This is a genomic window from Phycobacter azelaicus, from assembly GCF_014884385.1.
Lineage (GTDB): Bacteria > Pseudomonadota > Alphaproteobacteria > Rhodobacterales > Rhodobacteraceae > Phycobacter > Phycobacter azelaicus.
In genome coordinates this window covers 884788-900171 of sequence record NZ_WKFH01000003.1, presented here as the reverse complement: position 1 = coordinate 900171, position 15384 = coordinate 884788, and the positions used below count along the sequence as shown (strand labels likewise).

The 15384-nt window shown below is 59.5% G+C and carries 15 protein-coding genes; 5 read left to right on the top strand and 10 right to left on the bottom strand.

The window, feature by feature from the left end; translation table 11 throughout:
• Nucleotides 1-16 precede the first annotated feature (16 nt).
• Nucleotides 17-946, bottom strand: a complete 930-nt coding sequence (locus INS80_RS05375; protein ID WP_192964650.1) for a threonine/serine dehydratase — start codon at nt 944-946, stop codon at nt 17-19.
• Nucleotides 947-1092: 146 nt separating this feature from the next.
• On the opposite strand from INS80_RS05375, the gene INS80_RS05370 reads away from it, so the two are divergent.
• A complete protein-coding gene (locus INS80_RS05370; RefSeq protein WP_192964649.1) occupies nt 1093-1941 on the top strand; it encodes an LOG family protein in 849 nt (282 codons plus the stop codon).
• A 41-nt stretch (nt 1942-1982) separates the two neighbouring features.
• Here INS80_RS05370 and INS80_RS05365 read toward each other — a convergent pair whose 3' ends face one another.
• The 3 genes from INS80_RS05365 to INS80_RS05355 form a co-directional block, all read right to left on the bottom strand.
• A complete protein-coding gene (locus INS80_RS05365; RefSeq protein WP_192964648.1) occupies nt 1983-2201 on the bottom strand; it encodes a hypothetical protein in 219 nt (72 codons plus the stop codon).
• A 187-nt stretch (nt 2202-2388) separates the two neighbouring features.
• A complete protein-coding gene (gene rlmN, locus INS80_RS05360; RefSeq protein ID WP_192964647.1) occupies nt 2389-3573 on the bottom strand; it encodes a dual-specificity RNA methyltransferase RlmN in 1185 nt (394 codons plus the stop codon).
• A 169-nt stretch (nt 3574-3742) separates the two neighbouring features.
• Nucleotides 3743-4276 carry an invasion associated locus B family protein gene (locus INS80_RS05355; protein WP_192964646.1) on the bottom strand — a complete coding sequence of 178 codons (534 nt, stop codon included), beginning with the start codon at nt 4274-4276 and terminating at the stop codon, nt 3743-3745.
• Nucleotides 4277-4457: 181 nt separating this feature from the next.
• On the opposite strand from INS80_RS05355, the gene INS80_RS05350 reads away from it, so the two are divergent.
• Nucleotides 4458-5456 carry an asparaginase gene (locus INS80_RS05350; RefSeq protein WP_192964645.1) on the top strand — a complete coding sequence of 333 codons (999 nt, stop codon included), beginning with the start codon at nt 4458-4460 and terminating at the stop codon, nt 5454-5456.
• Nucleotides 5457-5565: 109 nt separating this feature from the next.
• On the opposite strand, the gene INS80_RS05345 is transcribed toward INS80_RS05350, so the two are convergent.
• The 3 genes from INS80_RS05345 to INS80_RS05335 form a co-directional block, all read right to left on the bottom strand.
• Nucleotides 5566-6288, bottom strand: a complete 723-nt coding sequence (locus INS80_RS05345) for a TSUP family transporter (protein WP_226892718.1) — start codon at nt 6286-6288, stop codon at nt 5566-5568.
• A gap of 59 nt (nt 6289-6347) precedes the next feature.
• Entirely contained in the window at nt 6348-7223 is an 876-nt protein-coding gene (gene serB / locus INS80_RS05340; protein ID WP_192964644.1) for a phosphoserine phosphatase SerB, read from the bottom strand.
• 104 nt (nt 7224-7327) lie between these two features.
• Nucleotides 7328-8368: an AI-2E family transporter gene (locus tag INS80_RS05335; protein WP_192964643.1), complete on the bottom strand. Its 1041-nt coding sequence runs from the start codon at nt 8366-8368 to the stop codon at nt 7328-7330.
• A 248-nt stretch (nt 8369-8616) separates the two neighbouring features.
• Here INS80_RS05335 and INS80_RS05330 point away from each other — a divergent pair, with 248 nt between their 5' ends.
• The gene (locus INS80_RS05330) at nt 8617-9762 is read left to right on the top strand and encodes a phosphoserine transaminase (RefSeq protein WP_192964642.1); all 1146 of its coding nucleotides are present in this window, start codon (nt 8617-8619) and stop codon (nt 9760-9762) included.
• 95 nt (nt 9763-9857) lie between these two features.
• The gene (gene serA / locus INS80_RS05325; protein ID WP_192964641.1) at nt 9858-11456 is read left to right on the top strand and encodes a phosphoglycerate dehydrogenase; all 1599 of its coding nucleotides are present in this window, start codon (nt 9858-9860) and stop codon (nt 11454-11456) included.
• Nucleotides 11457-11514: 58 nt separating this feature from the next.
• Here the strand turns inward: serA and INS80_RS05320 are convergent, their stop codons facing one another.
• Entirely contained in the window at nt 11515-11886 is a 372-nt protein-coding gene (locus INS80_RS05320; RefSeq protein WP_192964640.1) for a hypothetical protein, read from the bottom strand.
• Nucleotides 11887-12088: 202 nt separating this feature from the next.
• Here INS80_RS05320 and INS80_RS05315 point away from each other — a divergent pair, with 202 nt between their 5' ends.
• Nucleotides 12089-12820 (top strand): metallophosphoesterase family protein, encoded by a 732-nt coding sequence (locus INS80_RS05315; RefSeq protein WP_192964639.1) that lies wholly within the window; start codon nt 12089-12091, stop codon nt 12818-12820.
• 260 nt (nt 12821-13080) lie between these two features.
• Here the strand turns inward: INS80_RS05315 and tdh are convergent, their stop codons facing one another.
• Together tdh and INS80_RS05305 are read right to left on the bottom strand one after the other, a co-directional pair.
• Nucleotides 13081-14115 (bottom strand): L-threonine 3-dehydrogenase, encoded by a 1035-nt coding sequence (gene tdh / locus INS80_RS05310; protein WP_192967193.1) that lies wholly within the window; start codon nt 14113-14115, stop codon nt 13081-13083.
• A 14-nt stretch (nt 14116-14129) separates the two neighbouring features.
• Nucleotides 14130-15317, bottom strand: coding sequence for a glycine C-acetyltransferase (locus INS80_RS05305; RefSeq protein ID WP_192964638.1), 1188 nt, complete (start codon nt 15315-15317; stop codon nt 14130-14132).
• Nucleotides 15318-15384: the final 67 nt, after the last annotated feature.

The following is a 15384-nucleotide window of genomic DNA, read 5'->3' as shown; positions in this document are numbered from 1 at the left end:
TGTGCTGTCGCAAGCCTTAGCCTTGCGATGCCAGCGGATCTGGGGCGATATTGCCACCACAGACCAACACAGCGACGCGCTCACCGGGTTCGGGCTTGTAGGCGCCAGACATCAGGGCCGCCAGCGTGGTGGCGCCTGCGGGTTCGGTCAGGATGCGCCGCTCGCGCCAGAGCGCTGATTGCGCCGCAGTGATAGCATCGTCCGATACTGTGACGGAGGTCACACCCTTTTCCTTTGCCTGATCAAAGCAGATCGAGCCGATGCGTTTGGCGCCAAGGGCATTGGCGGCAACGCCCGAAACTTCCACATCCACCGGAGCATCTGCTTGCAGCGCCGCATGGAGCGCGCAGGAGGTATGAGGTTCGACCGCAACTATCTTTTTCCTGCCGTCAAACCAGGCGAGCGCACCGGCAATCAGGCCGCCGCCGCCGACCGCGATCACCACGGTATCCGCTTCAAGCCCTTGCTCTTCCCATTCTGAAAAGCAGGTGCCCTGACCGGCGACGGTGCCGGGGGCATCATAGGCGTGGACCTGCATGGCGCCGGTCTCGGCCTCGTAGGCTTGTGCCAGCTCCAGGGCATTGGCATAGGCGCCGGGCACCACCTGCAGATCCGCACCTGCATCTCGGATCAGGGAAATCTTGGCGGGGCCGGCCATCTCGGGCACATAGATCCGCGCCTTGTGGCCCAGCTTGCTGGCCGCATAGGCGACGGCCGCTCCGTGGTTGCCCCCCGAAGCCGCGACGAGGCCCGCCTCGGGTACTTCGCTGCTCAGGAGGGTGTTGAAAGCACCGCGGGCCTTGAAGCTGCCAGTATGCTGCATGTGCTCCAGCTTCATCTCAATCGGGAAGGTCAGCCCAAATCCCTGTGTGAGCAGAACAGGCGTGATCTGCACATGGCCGTTGATACGCTCTGCTGCCTTGGTGATTTCGCCTGTCCAATTCATCCGGTCCGCCTGTTGCTTGCTTGTTCCGGGGGAGACTACGCCACTGCGCAGCGGGCGCAAGAGGCCAGGCGCCGCGTTGGACTGGCGCCTGCCGCATGGTGCGGATAGACAGGGTGGCAAGTGACCAAAATCCGCAGGCAGTCCCCATGAGTGATGATCGCAAAAGCCCCTTTCCCGACGCCCTGTCCGACCGCAGCCGCGCCGAGCATATTCCGCTGACACCGCAAACGCGTTCCCCGTCGTACAAGCTGGCCTTTGCCGATAACGATTTCATGCTGCGGGACGAGCTGCGCCCGGTGCGGTTGCAGTTGGAATTACTGAAACCTCAGCTTTTGCTGGATGAAAAGGGAATCGAAAGCACCATCGTCATGTTTGGTGGTGCGCGCATTCCGAGCCCGGAGAACAGAGACCAGGCGCGTACCCAGACTCTCGCGGATCTGTCGCATTTCTATGACGAGGCGCGCGAGTTCGCGCGGCTAATGACGGTGGAGTCTCTGAAATCTTCTGGTCATCACAACGTGGTGGTGACGGGTGGCGGTCCCGGCGTCATGGAGGCGGGCAACCTTGGCGCCGTGGATGCAGGTGGGCATTCCATCGGATTGGGGATCGTTCTGCCGCACGAACAGGCGCCAAACGAGTACGTGACGCCAGAGCTAAGTTTCAATTTCCACTATTTTGCAGTGCGCAAGATGCACTTCCTGATGCGCGCGCGGGCGATCACCGTGTTCCCGGGCGGTTTTGGGACGCTGGATGAGCTGTTCGAGAGCCTCACCCTCATTCAGACCGGGCGGATGGAGCGGGTGCCCTTCATCCTGTTTGGTCGTGCCTTCTGGGAGAAGATCATCAATTGGGAGGCCCTTGCCGATGCCGGGACCATCTCAGACCGTGATCTTGACCTGTTCCGGTTTGTCGAAACGGCTCAGGAGGCTGCGGACATCATCGAAAACTGGGAGCCGGCGCCAGCGCGAGACACGCTGCCAGACCGCAATCGCTGAACCTCGCCAGATCGCTCGACCTTGAAGTGGGCCGACCGTTTTCAGCAGAACTCTGGCGGCAGCACACCAATGGGGACGTTCTTGGGCAGTCTTGTCAGGACCTGTTCCCCTTCGACGGTCTTGATGCCATAGCCATAGCCGCGCAGGCGGAATTTCCATTCGCGCGGGCTGAGTGCCTTTTCGCGCTCATCGCGGATCATGGTCAGAACCCCGGGTTCGATCTCATTGATGTTGGCCGCTTCGCCGATGCTGTCTGGCATTTCGATTCCTTTCTGGACCTCATTGTCTCTGGATTCGAAACTGTTCTGCCTGAATGGCAAAATTTCACCCGAATAAGGGAAAGATTACGGCAGCGATGCGCAATCATGGCGAAAAGCGGCCACGCCAATATTGTCGGTACCAGGGTACGGCGACCGGAGCCGGGTGTCTGTGCGTCCGGTCAGATGATCAGGACGATAGTCCGGCCTCTGCTTCAATCTGCTTGCGGTTCTTTCTGGCGCGCTCGGTCGCGGACTTGAGCTGACCACAGGCGGCCAGGATATCCTCGCCGCGTGGCGTACGGATGGGCGACGCATAGCCGGCCTGATAGATGATGTTGGCAAAGGCGTGGATGCGGTTGTTCGACGAACGTTTGTAAGGTGCGCCAGGCCATTCGTTGAATGGAATGAGGTTCACCTTGGCCGGAATGCCCTTGATCAGTTCCACCAGCCGGTGGGCATCTTCGTCGCTGTCGTTCACGTCCTTCAGCATCACGTATTCAAAGGTGATACGTTCGGAGTTGGTCAGGCGCGGATAGTCGCGCAGCGCGTTAAGAAGCGCCTCAATGTTCCAGCGTTTGTTGATCGGCACCAGTTTGTTGCGCACCTCGTCCGTGGTAGCATGGAAGGATACCGCCAGAAGACAGCCGATTTCCTCGGCGGTGCGGGCTATTTCCGGCACTACGCCCGACGTGGACAGGGTGATGCGGCGGCGCGAGAGGGAAATCCCCTCGGGATCCATGGCGATTTTCATCGCATCGCGCACGTTGTCAAAGTTATAAAGCGGCTCGCCCATGCCCATCAGAACGATATTGGACAGAAGGCGGGTCTCGTCCTTGGGTTCGCCCGGAACCGGCCATTCCTCCAAATCGTCGCGCGCCATCATCACCTGGCCGACAATTTCGGCGGCTGTCAGGTTGCGTACCAGTTTCTGGGTGCCAGTGTGGCAGAAGGAGCAGGTCAGGGTGCACCCTACCTGGCTGGAGATACAGAGCGTGCCGCGCCCCTCTTCGGGGATGTAGACCACCTCGACCTCATGCCCGCCTGCAATGCGCACCAGATACTTGCGGGTGCCGTCGTTTGAGACCTGCTTGCTCACCACCTCGGGGATGGCGATCTCGAAGCGTTCGGCCAGCTGTGCGCGATAAGCCTTGGCGAGATTTGTCATCTCGGCAAAGTCGCGTTTGCCCCATTGATAGATCCATTGCCAGATCTGTCCGACCCGCATCTTGGCCTGCTTTTCTGGCGTGCCATTTTCGATGAGTACTGCGCGCATCTGCTCGCGGGTGAGGCCCACAAGGTTGATCTTGCCGCCCTCGGGCAGTTTGCGGGGCAGGGTCAGAACGTCTTGGGTGATCGGCGCATTGGCGGACATTGGGCGACTCAAGGTTTATGGGCTGGATGCGGCTCTATATAGGAGTTTGCCCAAAGATCAAAAGATTTCCTGTGAGATCTGTTGCGTTAGAGCGTGCGTGCCGCGAAAAGAAGGCCCCGATACCTTATGAAGGCGGGGCCGATTCTATCGCCTGATTGGGCTGTCCGACTTACTGCGTGCAGCGCTTTTCGGCGTCCTCGAATGCGGCGGTGAAGCCCAACAGCGAGAAGCGATCCTTGGTCTGGGTGCCTCGGGCCGAGCGCGCAGTCAGCACGGCATCGGCGCCCCGTTTCATCGCGGTGATGATCTTGGCGTCATCCGCAGGCGTTGCGGGCCAAGCCCATTCGCCCTCGGTGAAGAGTTCGAACTCAGAGTCGCCAATGACCATGTTCACAGTGGATCCCGGTGCAAAAGGATAGCCGCCGGTAAAGCTGACCTGACCCTTGTCGCTGTCATCGGGGCGGAACAGGACGAAAAGCTGGATGTCACTGCGACGCACTGCAACGACGCGGCCATCGCGTGTGTTGACCGTTTCCTTCGGGGCAGAAACGCCCCAGCATTCCTTGGGGTTGTCGGCCTGGAAGACGCTCCAATCCACGTTTGCGCCAACGCGGTTGTCTGTCGTTGCCTGCTGTGCTTGCGTGGTGGTGGCCATTGCGGCCATACACAGGCCCGCGGCCAAGCGGACGAGTTTCGATGCCATTTGTCCCGACTCCAAGACTGTCATAACCTCAATTTCCGGGGGCAGCTTTGGGTCTGGCAGCGTTAAACCGCCGTCTTTGCCCGCATTCCCCCGCTTGCCATACACAAGCACAGTAACGTAACAAGCACCACGGGCGAAAGTGCGTTTTGGCAGGAATTCGCCAAGAACCGAGGCTTATATCATGACAAATCCCGTTCCCATGGCCGAAGTCTGGCGCGGACCACTGCTGGAAAGCCTGCATCTGGGTCACGCGGTGGTCTGTGATGCGAGTGGCCAGATCGTGCGTAGCTGGGGAGATCCGGATGCGGTGATCTATCCGCGCAGTTCAGCAAAGATGATCCAGGCGTTGCCGCTGATGAGTTCGGGTGCGGCTGCCAAATATGGGCTGACGTCCGAGCAGCTGGCGCTTGCCTGCGCATCGCACAACGGCGCGCATATTCATACGGATCGGGTCAATGCCTGGCTTGCTCAACTTGGACTGTCGGACAGCGATTTCCGCTGTGGCCCGCAGGAGCCTGCCGATATCCCGGCCCGGAACGAGCTGATCAAGACGGATCAGTCTCCGTGTCAGGTGCATAACAACTGTTCGGGTAAGCATGCGGGTTTCCTGACGCTCAGTCAGCATCTGGGAACAGGGCCGGAATATGTCGAAATGGATCATCCCGTGCAGCAAGCCTGTCTTGCGGCTTTCGAAGAGGTAACGGGGATGGACAGTCCCGGCCATGGCATTGACGGTTGCTCGGCGCCGAACTTCGCCACCTCTGTGCATGGGCTGGCGCGGGCGATGGGGTGGTTTGCCTCTGCGCATACCCGCTCCGATCGAGCCTCGGAGGGCGCCGCGCATCTGGTCGCGGCGATGGCCAAGCACCCTGAGCTGGTTGCTGGCGAAACACGCGCCTGTACGAACCTGATGCGCGCCATGGGCGGGCGCGTTGCAATCAAGACCGGCGCCGAGGCGGTGTTTGTGGCGATCCTGCCCGAACAGCAGCTGGGCGTCGCGCTCAAGATCGTGGATGGTGCAACCCGCGCAAGCGAATGCGCCATCGCAACCATTCTTGTCGGTCTTGGCGTATTGGAAGCGGACCATCCCGAGACCCGCAAATACATGAACGCACCGCTCTTGAACCGCCGTAACATTGACTGCGGTGCAATCCGGCCATCTGCAGAACTCAGTTTCTGAAGCGTCAACGCGCAAACAGGGTGCTCACGCTCGGCGTGAGGGGGTGACGGCTTACAGGACCGGTAGCACCCGCAGGCGCGGGAGGCCGCTCCCTGCGTCTCAGCGGTTGCTACACCATGTCGAAAATGAGCTTTGCAGCCAGCGCGACAGAAGTAAGGACCAACAGCGGCTTGATCAGGCGGGCGCCGATTTTTTGCGCCATTATGGCGCCCAGTCTGGCTCCTGCTATCTGTGCCGCACCCATGGCGAGTCCCGTGATCCACCATGGCGTTGCGACGAAGGCAAAGGCGGCCAGTGCACCTGCGTTGGAGGCGAGGTTCAGCAGTTTTGTATGGGCGGTGGCCTTGAGGATTCCGTATCCGGCCAGTGAAACGAAGGCGAGCATGTAGAAACTTCCGGCGCCCGGTCCCAGAAGCCCGTCGTATGCAGCACAGAGCGGCACCATGGTGCCCGCAAAGAGTGCCGGAGACAGGCGACGCGCGCGGTCCAGATCTCCAAGCCCCTTCTTGAAAGCAAAAAACAGTGCAATGCCGATGAGCAAAACCGGCAGGATCATTCGGATCCATTCGACCGGCAGGATCGAGACCAGCAAAGCGCCCATGATAGAGGCGCCAAAGGCGATCAGCGCAGATCCCCACTGGCTGCGCAGGTCCACATGGCCGCCGCGTGCATAGGACAGCGCTGCTGTGGCGGCACCGAACAGTCCTTGAATCTTGTTGGTCGCAAGGGCGGTCACCGGATTGGCGCCCGCAATGAGCAGCACGGGCACGGTAATCAGCCCGCCGCCGCCCGCGATGGCATCAATGAAACCGGCGACAAATCCCGCAGCCATCAGGAGCAGCAGTATGTCCGGGGCAACCTCTGCCACGAGCAGGAATTCTGGCACTGAGGTTAGCCTTTGAAGTCGTCCTGGGCATAGCCCTGAATATAGAGCAGCGCGGTCAGATCGCCGTGGTTGATGCGGATGTCGCACTGGGCAGCGACCGACGGCTTGGCGTGAAGAGCAACGCCTGCGCCCGCACGCTTGAGCATGCCAAGGTCGTTCGCTCCATCGCCGACGGCGATCACATCAGCTTCGGAAATGCCCAGCTGTGCGGTGATCTCCTCCAGCGCGTTGACTTTTGCCTCGCGCCCCAGAATTGGGCGGGCCACGTCTCCGCTCAGCGATTTCCCTGTCGTCAGTAGCGTGTTGGCGCGGTTCTCATCAAAACCCAGTTCGGCGGCGACCTTGGCGGTGAAGGCGGTGAAGCCCCCAGAGACCAGCGCCGCATAGGCGCCGTTTGCCTTCATCGTCGCGACCAATTGCTTGCCGCCTGGCATCAAGGAGATGCGGGTGTTCAGCACCTCTGTGATCATGCTTTCCGGCAGGCCTTTAAGAAGAGCCACGCGTTCGGTGAGGGCGCCTTCAAAGTCCAACTCGCCGTTCATGGCGCGGGCTGTGATGTCCTTGACGCGCTCGCCAACACCTGCGACCTCGGCCAGCTCATCAATGCATTCCTGCTGGATCATGGTCGAGTCCATATCCGCAAGAAGCATTTTCTTTTGGCGAGCTTCGCAGGGTTGGATCACCAGATCGACTGAAATTTCTTGCAGATCTTCCCAGACCGTCCACTGGTTGTCAGGCACTGCTTCAATCGAGAACTCTGCCGCAACATCGGGGGACAGCCAGCGGGCTTCGCCGCCGCCCCATGCATTGCGCAGGGACTCGACCAGCGCCGACTCAAGGCAGCGTGCCGCAGGATTGCAAAGCAGGGTGACGGTGTGCATGGGCAGGCTCCAAGATGCGAGAGGGCGAGTTCGTCGCCTCTCATAGCGGCATGGCGGCAAAGGGACCAGTCCCCGCTGTAGCTGTCATCTTAAAACCGATACATTCAGATCTGACCGTTTTCCGACATCATGACCGCCAGCCAGCGCGTGTTGGGAATCTCTGCGAGGATAATCATGACCATGGCGGTGAGGGGCACGGCCAGGATCGCGCCGGTCATTCCCCAAAGCTCGGTCCAGAGTGCAAGGGCCAGAAGCACCGAAAAGGGGCTGAGGTTGACAGATTGGCCGAGATACTTTGGCTCAATGTAGTAGGCGATGATCATCTGCGGAGTCATCAGCGTTATCAGCGCCAGCGCCGCATGGCCAAAAGATCCGAACTGGATCAGGCTGATGGTGACCGGAAAGAACACCGCTATGATCGAGCCGATGTAAGGAATGTAATTAAGCAGTCCGATCAGGATCGCCCAGAAGGCCGGATGTGCGATCCCCAGCATCAGCAGGATGGCATAGGAGATGAGGCCCAAGACCACGTTCACCAGTGTCTTGGCTGCAAGATACCCGCCGATCTTGTCGTTGATCTTGCGCGCCAGCTCCAGGGTGCGCGCAGCGTCTTCGGGATCATTCATGGCTTTTAGGGTCTTTTCCGGCAGCCGGTCCAGCTCGGTCAGGATAAAAACCGCGTAGAGCGCGGCGCCCACGATCAGGGTGCCGCCATTGCTGATGGTGGCGAGCATGGCGGGCATCAGAGTGGTTGCGTCAATGAGGTCTAGCAGGCTCTCACCAATGTTGGCCCAGCTCGGAACCTCATCCACGCCAAGATAGGTCAACAACTCATGCTGAAGTTTGTCCAGGTTCGCCGCATATTGCGGCAGGGCCGCCGAAATCGCGGTGGCGCTCGCCGTAATGAAAGAGGCCAGCACCATGAAAGTGGCAAGGATTCCCAGAAGAACCAGAAGGCGCCGGATGGTGCGGGGAAGGCTGCCAACAATGGGCACTCGTTCCAGTACCTCAGCGGCGGTGGTCAAAATATAGACTGCTATAATGGCGATGAGGATCGGCAGGAGGATAGTCTGTCCGGCGGTCAACAACCAGCCCACCATCAGCAACAGGGCCAGGGAATAGGTGACGAGGGCCAGTCTGCTCATCTGAATTATCCGATTCGATTCTTGTCCTGAAACAGACAACAGCATTGCTCCCATGGCTGCAATGAAACAGCCGGTTCAGCAAGATTCTATTCACGAAGTTTCCGAAAGGCGTCAGGACAGGTCGCAATTGCGCGCCAGATCGCCGCAATCTGTCGCTTTTCATATTGCGCGACGCGATGGCAGGCCTTAGCTCCGTTGGTGGGACACCCCTCCCCAACGAGGGGCATTTATCTGGAAGGATAGCATAGATGGCTAACCAGCAACCGGCTACGCGGCCGGCCAATCCGCGTTTTTCCTCTGGCCCCTGCGCCAAACCCCCCACATTCGATCTGACCAAACTCGCAGACGCGCCTCTGGGCCGCTCGCACCGCGCCGCTGTCGGTAAGGACAAGCTGAAGGCCGCCATCGAAGGCACCCGCGAGGTTCTGGGGATCCCCGCTGACTACAAGATCGGCATCGTGCCCGCATCGGACACCGGTGCCATGGAAATGGCCATGTGGAGCCTTCTGGGCGCCCGCGGCGTTGAGATGCTGGCTTGGGAAAGCTTTGGCGCGGGCTGGGTCACCGATGTCGTAAAGCAGCTAAAACTGGATGCCGTTTCCAAGACGGCTGAATACGGCGAGATCGTTGATCTGGCTTCGGTCGATTTCAACAATGACGTTGTCTTCACTTGGAACGGAACCACCTCGGGCGTACGCGTCCCGAATGGCGATTGGATCCCGGCAGACCGCGAAGGTCTGACCCTCTGCGATGCCACCTCGGCGGCCTTCGCGCAGGATCTGCCCTGGGACAAGCTGGATGTGACCACCTTCTCCTGGCAAAAAGTGCTGGGCGGTGAAGCGGCTCACGGCATGCTGATCCTCTCGCCGCGCGCGGTGGAGCGTCTGGAAAGCTACACCCCCGCGTGGCCGCTGCCCAAGATCTTCCGTCTGACCAAGGGCGGCAAGCTGATCGACGGCATCTTCTCGGGTGCGACCATCAACACGCCGTCCATGCTGGCGGTTGAGGACTATCTGTTCGCGTTGGACTGGGCGCGCTCGGTAGGGGGCCTTGAAGGTTTGCAGGCCCGCGCCAACGCCAACGCCCAGGCAGTATTTGATTTCTGCGATGCCAACGACTGGATTGCCAACTTGGCGGTGGATGCGGCGACGCGGTCTAACACCTCGGTTTGCCTGAAGTTCACGGACGCGCGCATCAAGGACGGAGCAGCCTTTGCCAAGGCCGTGGCCCAGCGTCTTGAGGCAGAGAACATCGCGCTTGATATCGGTGCCTATCGCGATGCACCTGCCGGTCTGCGGATCTGGTGCGGCGGTACGGTCGAGACCTCGGACATCGAAGCAATGTTGCCGTGGCTCGCGTGGGCCTTTGAAGCCGAGATCGCCGCGCAAGGTTGATTGAGACGTGACCCCGCCCGGCGTGATTGCCGGGCGCCTTCCCCTTTCAAAAATGATGGCCTTTCCGAAGGCCCCCGCACAAAGGACCACCAGACATGGCCCCCAAAGTACTGATTTCAGACAAACTCTCCGAAGCCGCCGTTCAGATCTTTCGTGATCGTGGCATCGACGTCGACTTCCAGCCTGACCTTGGCAAGGACAAGGACAAGCTGGCCGAGGTGATTGGCAACTACGACGGTCTTGCCATCCGCTCTGCCACCAAGGTCACCGAAAAGATCCTAGAGAACGCGACCAACCTCAAGGTGATCGGTCGCGCTGGCATCGGCACCGACAACATCGACAAGGAAGCCGCGTCAAAAAAAGGCGTGATCGTGATGAACACGCCTTTTGGCAACATGATCACTACCGCAGAACACGCCATCGCGATGATGTTCGCCGTTGCTCGTCAGATCCCCGAGGCCTCTGCCTCGACCCATGCGGGCAAGTGGGAAAAATCCAAGTTCATGGGCGTTGAGCTGACCGGCAAGACCCTTGGCGTTATCGGCGCGGGTAACATTGGCGGCATTGTCTGCGACCGTGCCCGTGGCCTGAAGATGAAGGTCGTGGCCTATGACCCCTTCCTGGGTCAAGAAAAGGCCGACAAGATGGGCGTTGAAAAGGTCGAGCTGGACGAGCTTCTGTCCCGCGCCGACTTCATCACCCTGCACGTGCCGCTGACCGATCAGACCAAGAACATCCTGTCGGCAGAAAACCTCGCCAAAACCAAGAAGGGCGTGCGCATCATCAACTGTGCCCGCGGTGGTCTGGTCGATGAAGAGGCACTGGCCGAACTGTTGAAATCCGGCCATGTCGCCGGTGCGGCCTTTGACGTGTTCAAGGAAGAGCCCGCCAAGGAAAATGCGCTCTTTGGCCTGCCCAACGTGGTCTGCACCCCGCATCTGGGCGCCGCCACCACTGAAGCGCAGGAAAACGTTGCCCTGCAGGTGGCCGAGCAGATGGCCAACTACCTGCTGACCGGCGCTGTCGAGAACGCGCTGAACATGCCGTCGGTGACCGCCGAGGAAGCCAAGGTCATGGGCCCCTGGATCAAACTGTCCGAGCATCTGGGCGCCTTCATTGGCCAGATGACCGATGATGAGCCGATCAAGGCGATCAACATCCTCTATGATGGCTGCGCGGCCGAAATGAACCTCGAGGCGCTGAACTGCTCGCTGATCGCGGGGATCATGAAGTCGATCAACCCGGATGTGAACATGGTCTCGGCCCCGATGATCGCCAAGGAGCGCGGCATCAAGGTTTCGACCACCAATCAGGCGCAGTCCGGCGCCTTTGAGGGCTACGTGAAGGTGACCGTGGCGACCCCGACGCGCGAACGCTCCATCGCGGGTACCGTGTTCTCGGACGGCAAGCCGCGTTTCATCCAGATCAAGGGCATCAACATCGACGCTGAAGTGGGCGAGCACATGCTCTACACCACAAACAATGACGTGCCGGGCATCATCGGCACCCTGGGCAAGACCATGGGCGATCACGGCGTCAACATCGCCAACTTTACCCTTGGCCGCGCCGTTGCGGGCGGTGAGGCAATCGCGCTCTTGTATGTGGACGGTCTGGTCCCTGCCGAAGCCCGCGCCAAGCTGGCGGAAACCGGTCTGTTCAACCAGATCAAACCGCTTGAGTTCGACGTGAACTGATCTGCGTGATCAAGCCAAGACACAGAAAGCCGCCCTGGTTTTGGGGCGGCTTTTTACTTCAGGCCGTTTGGCGGCTGCGCAGGACCACCACGAGAAACACCAGCATACCCGCCAGTGTCAGGACCGAGCCGAGCTTGGCCAGTACATCGTCCTGATCCGAAATTGCCATTGCGATGCCGGGTACGATTACGCCCAGACCTGCAGCGGAAAGGCCAAAATGCAGCTTTGGCAGCAGGCCTTTGGCGGCACTTGGTACAAGGTGATAGTAGAAGCCAAATATGGCCATGCTTACCCATCCGATCAGGTTCAAATGCCCATGGGCCGGCGAAAGGCTGTGATCGCCCGATGCAGACATCTGGATCCCCCAGACCATGCCACCAATCGCCGAAATCACGGCAATCAAAAAGAATGCAGACGAAAGTCCCTTCATTGGTCAGTCCCTCTCTTGCTATTTGTCAATATTGGCTACCGTGCCGTTCTCTGACCCGCGTGAACCTAGGTGGAGTGAATGGCAGCTCATGGCACTTTGACTGGATGTCCGGGCTCGATCCAGTTTTTACTGACGCAGGGGCCTCTTGTGATGCGGACAGGCATGGGTCATCTATTCAGCATTGCAGCCAAGGAGATACCCCATGACAGCGCCAATTTACGCCATTGGTGACATCCACGGACAGCGCGAGATGTTGGAAGAGGCGCTGGAGTTGATCGCGGCGGATGGCGGCCCTGACGCGCAGGTGGTGTTCCTGGGCGACTATGTGGATCGTGGGCCGGATTGCCGGGGCGTTCTGGATCTTTTGATCGCGGGCCTGTCGGCAGGCAAGAACTGGACCTGTCTGATGGGCAACCATGACCGGATGTTCTCGATGTTCATGGAAGATTATCCGCGCAATGATGCTCGGCTGCTGGTTGGTTATCACTGGCTACACGAGAAGATCGGCGGGGTGGAGACCTTGGCTTCATATGGGGTCGAGGTAGAGAGCGGCGCGCGTATCTATGAGGTCCACGCCAAGGCCCGCGCCGCTGTGCCGGAACACCACCGAGCGTTTCTGGAAGGCCTGCCCAGTCATCACGAGGAAGAAGGGCTTCTCTTCGTTCACGCAGGGATCAGGCCTGGTCTTGCACTGGCGGAGCAAAGTGAGGACGACAAGATCTGGATCCGACAGGAGTTCCTGAACGACACCCGTCGGCATCCTTGGCTGGTGGTGCATGGCCATACGCATGTTCCGACCGCCGAACATCGCGGCAACCGCGTCAACCTCGATAGTGGCGCAGGCTTTGGCCGCTCGCTCACGGCTGCAGTTTTTGAGGGGGCGAGCTGCTGGCAAGTGACCTCAGATGGGCGCAAAAGGTTAAGGGTTGCCTAACCGAAAGAGTGTGCATTTTACGCACAAATCCACCAGTTTTCTTTCGCATCCCGCGAGAAGGTATGCTAACTTATGAATGTGGCTGGTCGTCATTTTGCCAGTTTTATTCTGTTTTTCTTCTCGGTTCTGGGATGATCGTGTTTCGGCGCCAGCCACGCCAAATACCCGTGTGAATGATGAGTAATGCCGCCCTGACGATGGGCGGCTTTTTCTTTTAATATCAATCCGTTCGTCCTGCTGTTCAACGGGGCATTTATCCATCAGTAAAGCGTGTTCCAATCTAGAATGACCTTACCGCAATGGCCGGATTTCATCGCGGAGAACCCGTCTTGGAATGTTTCTATTCCGAATCGATGCGTGATGACTTCATCGACTTTCAGCCCGTTCTGCAGCATGGCGATCATTTTGTACCAGGTTTCAAATATTTCCCGTCCGTAAACGCCTTTGAGGGTGATCGCCTTGAAGACAATGCGACTCCAATCCACTGGGGATTTTCCCGGAGGAATGCCCAGCAGCGCGATCTTTCCACCCATGACCAGCGCTTCGACCATCTGATCGAGCGCAGCCTGATTGCCGGACATTTCAAGCCCCACATCGAAGCCCTGTGTCATACCAAGCTCTGCGATCACATCCTTCAGGTCTTCTTCGGCCACGTTGACGGCGCGTACATCAGCTACCTTTTCCGCGAGGGCGAGCCGTTCCGGATTCACATCGGTAATTGCGACATGGCGTGCGCCCACGTGACGGGCGACAGCAGCGGCCATGATCCCGATGGGACCGGCGCCTGTGATCAGAACGTCTTCCCCGACCAGATCGAAGCTGAGCGCGGTGTGGACCGCGTTGCCAAGAGGATCCAGAATGGCGCCGATTTCGTCCGGAATTTCATCTGGCAAAGGCACCACGTTGAAAGCGGGCAGGCGCAGATACTGGGCAAAGGCGCCTTGTTCGTTCACGCCTATGCCACGGGTTTCCGGGTCGAGATGGAACTTCCCGGCCCGCCACTGACGTGAATGATGGCCAATGAGATGCCCTTCGCCCGAACAGCGCTGCCCGATCCTGAGATCGGTCACATTGCGGCCCAGTTCGACGATCTCGCCCGCGAATTCATGTCCGGTGATCAGGGGCACAGGCACCGTGCGCTGGGCCCAACCGTCCCAGTTCCAGATATGCAGATCGGTGCCGCAGATACCGGTCATGTTGATCTTGATGAGAACATCATCGGGGCCTATCTCCGGCACCGGAGCCTCAACCATCCACAGACCTTCTTCGGGTTTTGACTTCTCCAGCGCTTTCATGGTGTTCGGACGGCTCATGAGATCACCCCCAGCGATTTGCCTACCTTTCTGAATGCACCGAGTGCCCGTTCCAGGTCGTCCCGCGTCAGCGCTGCGTTCATCTGGGTGCGGATGCGCGCCTGCCCGCGCGGCACGACCGGGAAGAAGAAGCCCGATACATAGACCCCTTCGTCAAAGAGCTGCGCCGCCATGTCTTGCGCCAGCTGCGCCTCGCCCAGCATGATCGGTACGATGGGGTGTTGGCCGGGCAACAGGTCAAAACCCAGATCTTCCAGGCCCTTGCGCCAGAACCGGGTGTTTTCGAACAGCTGCGCGCGCAGGCCCGCGCCCTCTTCGACAAGGCGCAGCGCCTCGATCCCGGCAGCAACGATGGAGGGCGGCAGCGAATTGGAGAACAGATAGGGCCGCGCCCGCTGCCGCAGGAGGTCAATCACTGGCTGCGGCCCGGCGATATAACCGCCGATGGCCCCCCCAAGTGCTTTGCCCAATGTTCCCGTCAGGATGTCAACATCGACGCCGAAATGATCGGGCGTCCCAGCTCCGTTCGGCCCCATGAAACCCGTGGCGTGGCAATCGTCCACCATCACCACCGCATCGTATTTGTCCGCCAGTGCGCGGATCTCGGGCAATTTTGCCAGGTAGCCATCCATCGAGAACACGCCATCGGTGGCGATCATGATATGGCGCGCGCCATCCTCGCGTGCCTGTTTCAGCCAGGCCTCCAGATCGTTCATGTCGCTGTTGAGGTAGCGATAGCGTTTCGCCTTGCACAGGCGCACCCCGTCGATGATCGAGGCATGGTTGAGGCTGTCCGAGATGATCGCATCTTCTGGCCCTAGGAGCGGCTCAAACAGCCCGCCATTGGCATCAAAACAGGCAGCAAAGAGGATGGCATCATCCTTGCCCAGGAACTTCGCCAGCTTCTGCTCCAGCTCGCGGTGGATGTCCTGGGTGCCGCAGATGAAGCGGACCGAGGCCATGCCGAAACCCTTGTCATCCATCACGCCCCGTGCGGCTGCGATCAGATCGGGGTGATCCGCCAGTCCAAGGTAGTTGTTGGCACAAAGGTTGAACACCTCATGACCGCCCACCGTGATTTCGCCCCCCTGCGGGGAGGTGATCATTCGCTCTTTCTTGTAGAGACCGTCTGCTTTGATGCTGTCCAGAGTGTTGGAGATATCGGTCAAAAAGGCGGATGCCATGGGGAGATTCCTTCTACTATCAGATGCAATCTATCATAACGGAGGCATTTCCGAAATAGGGGAATTC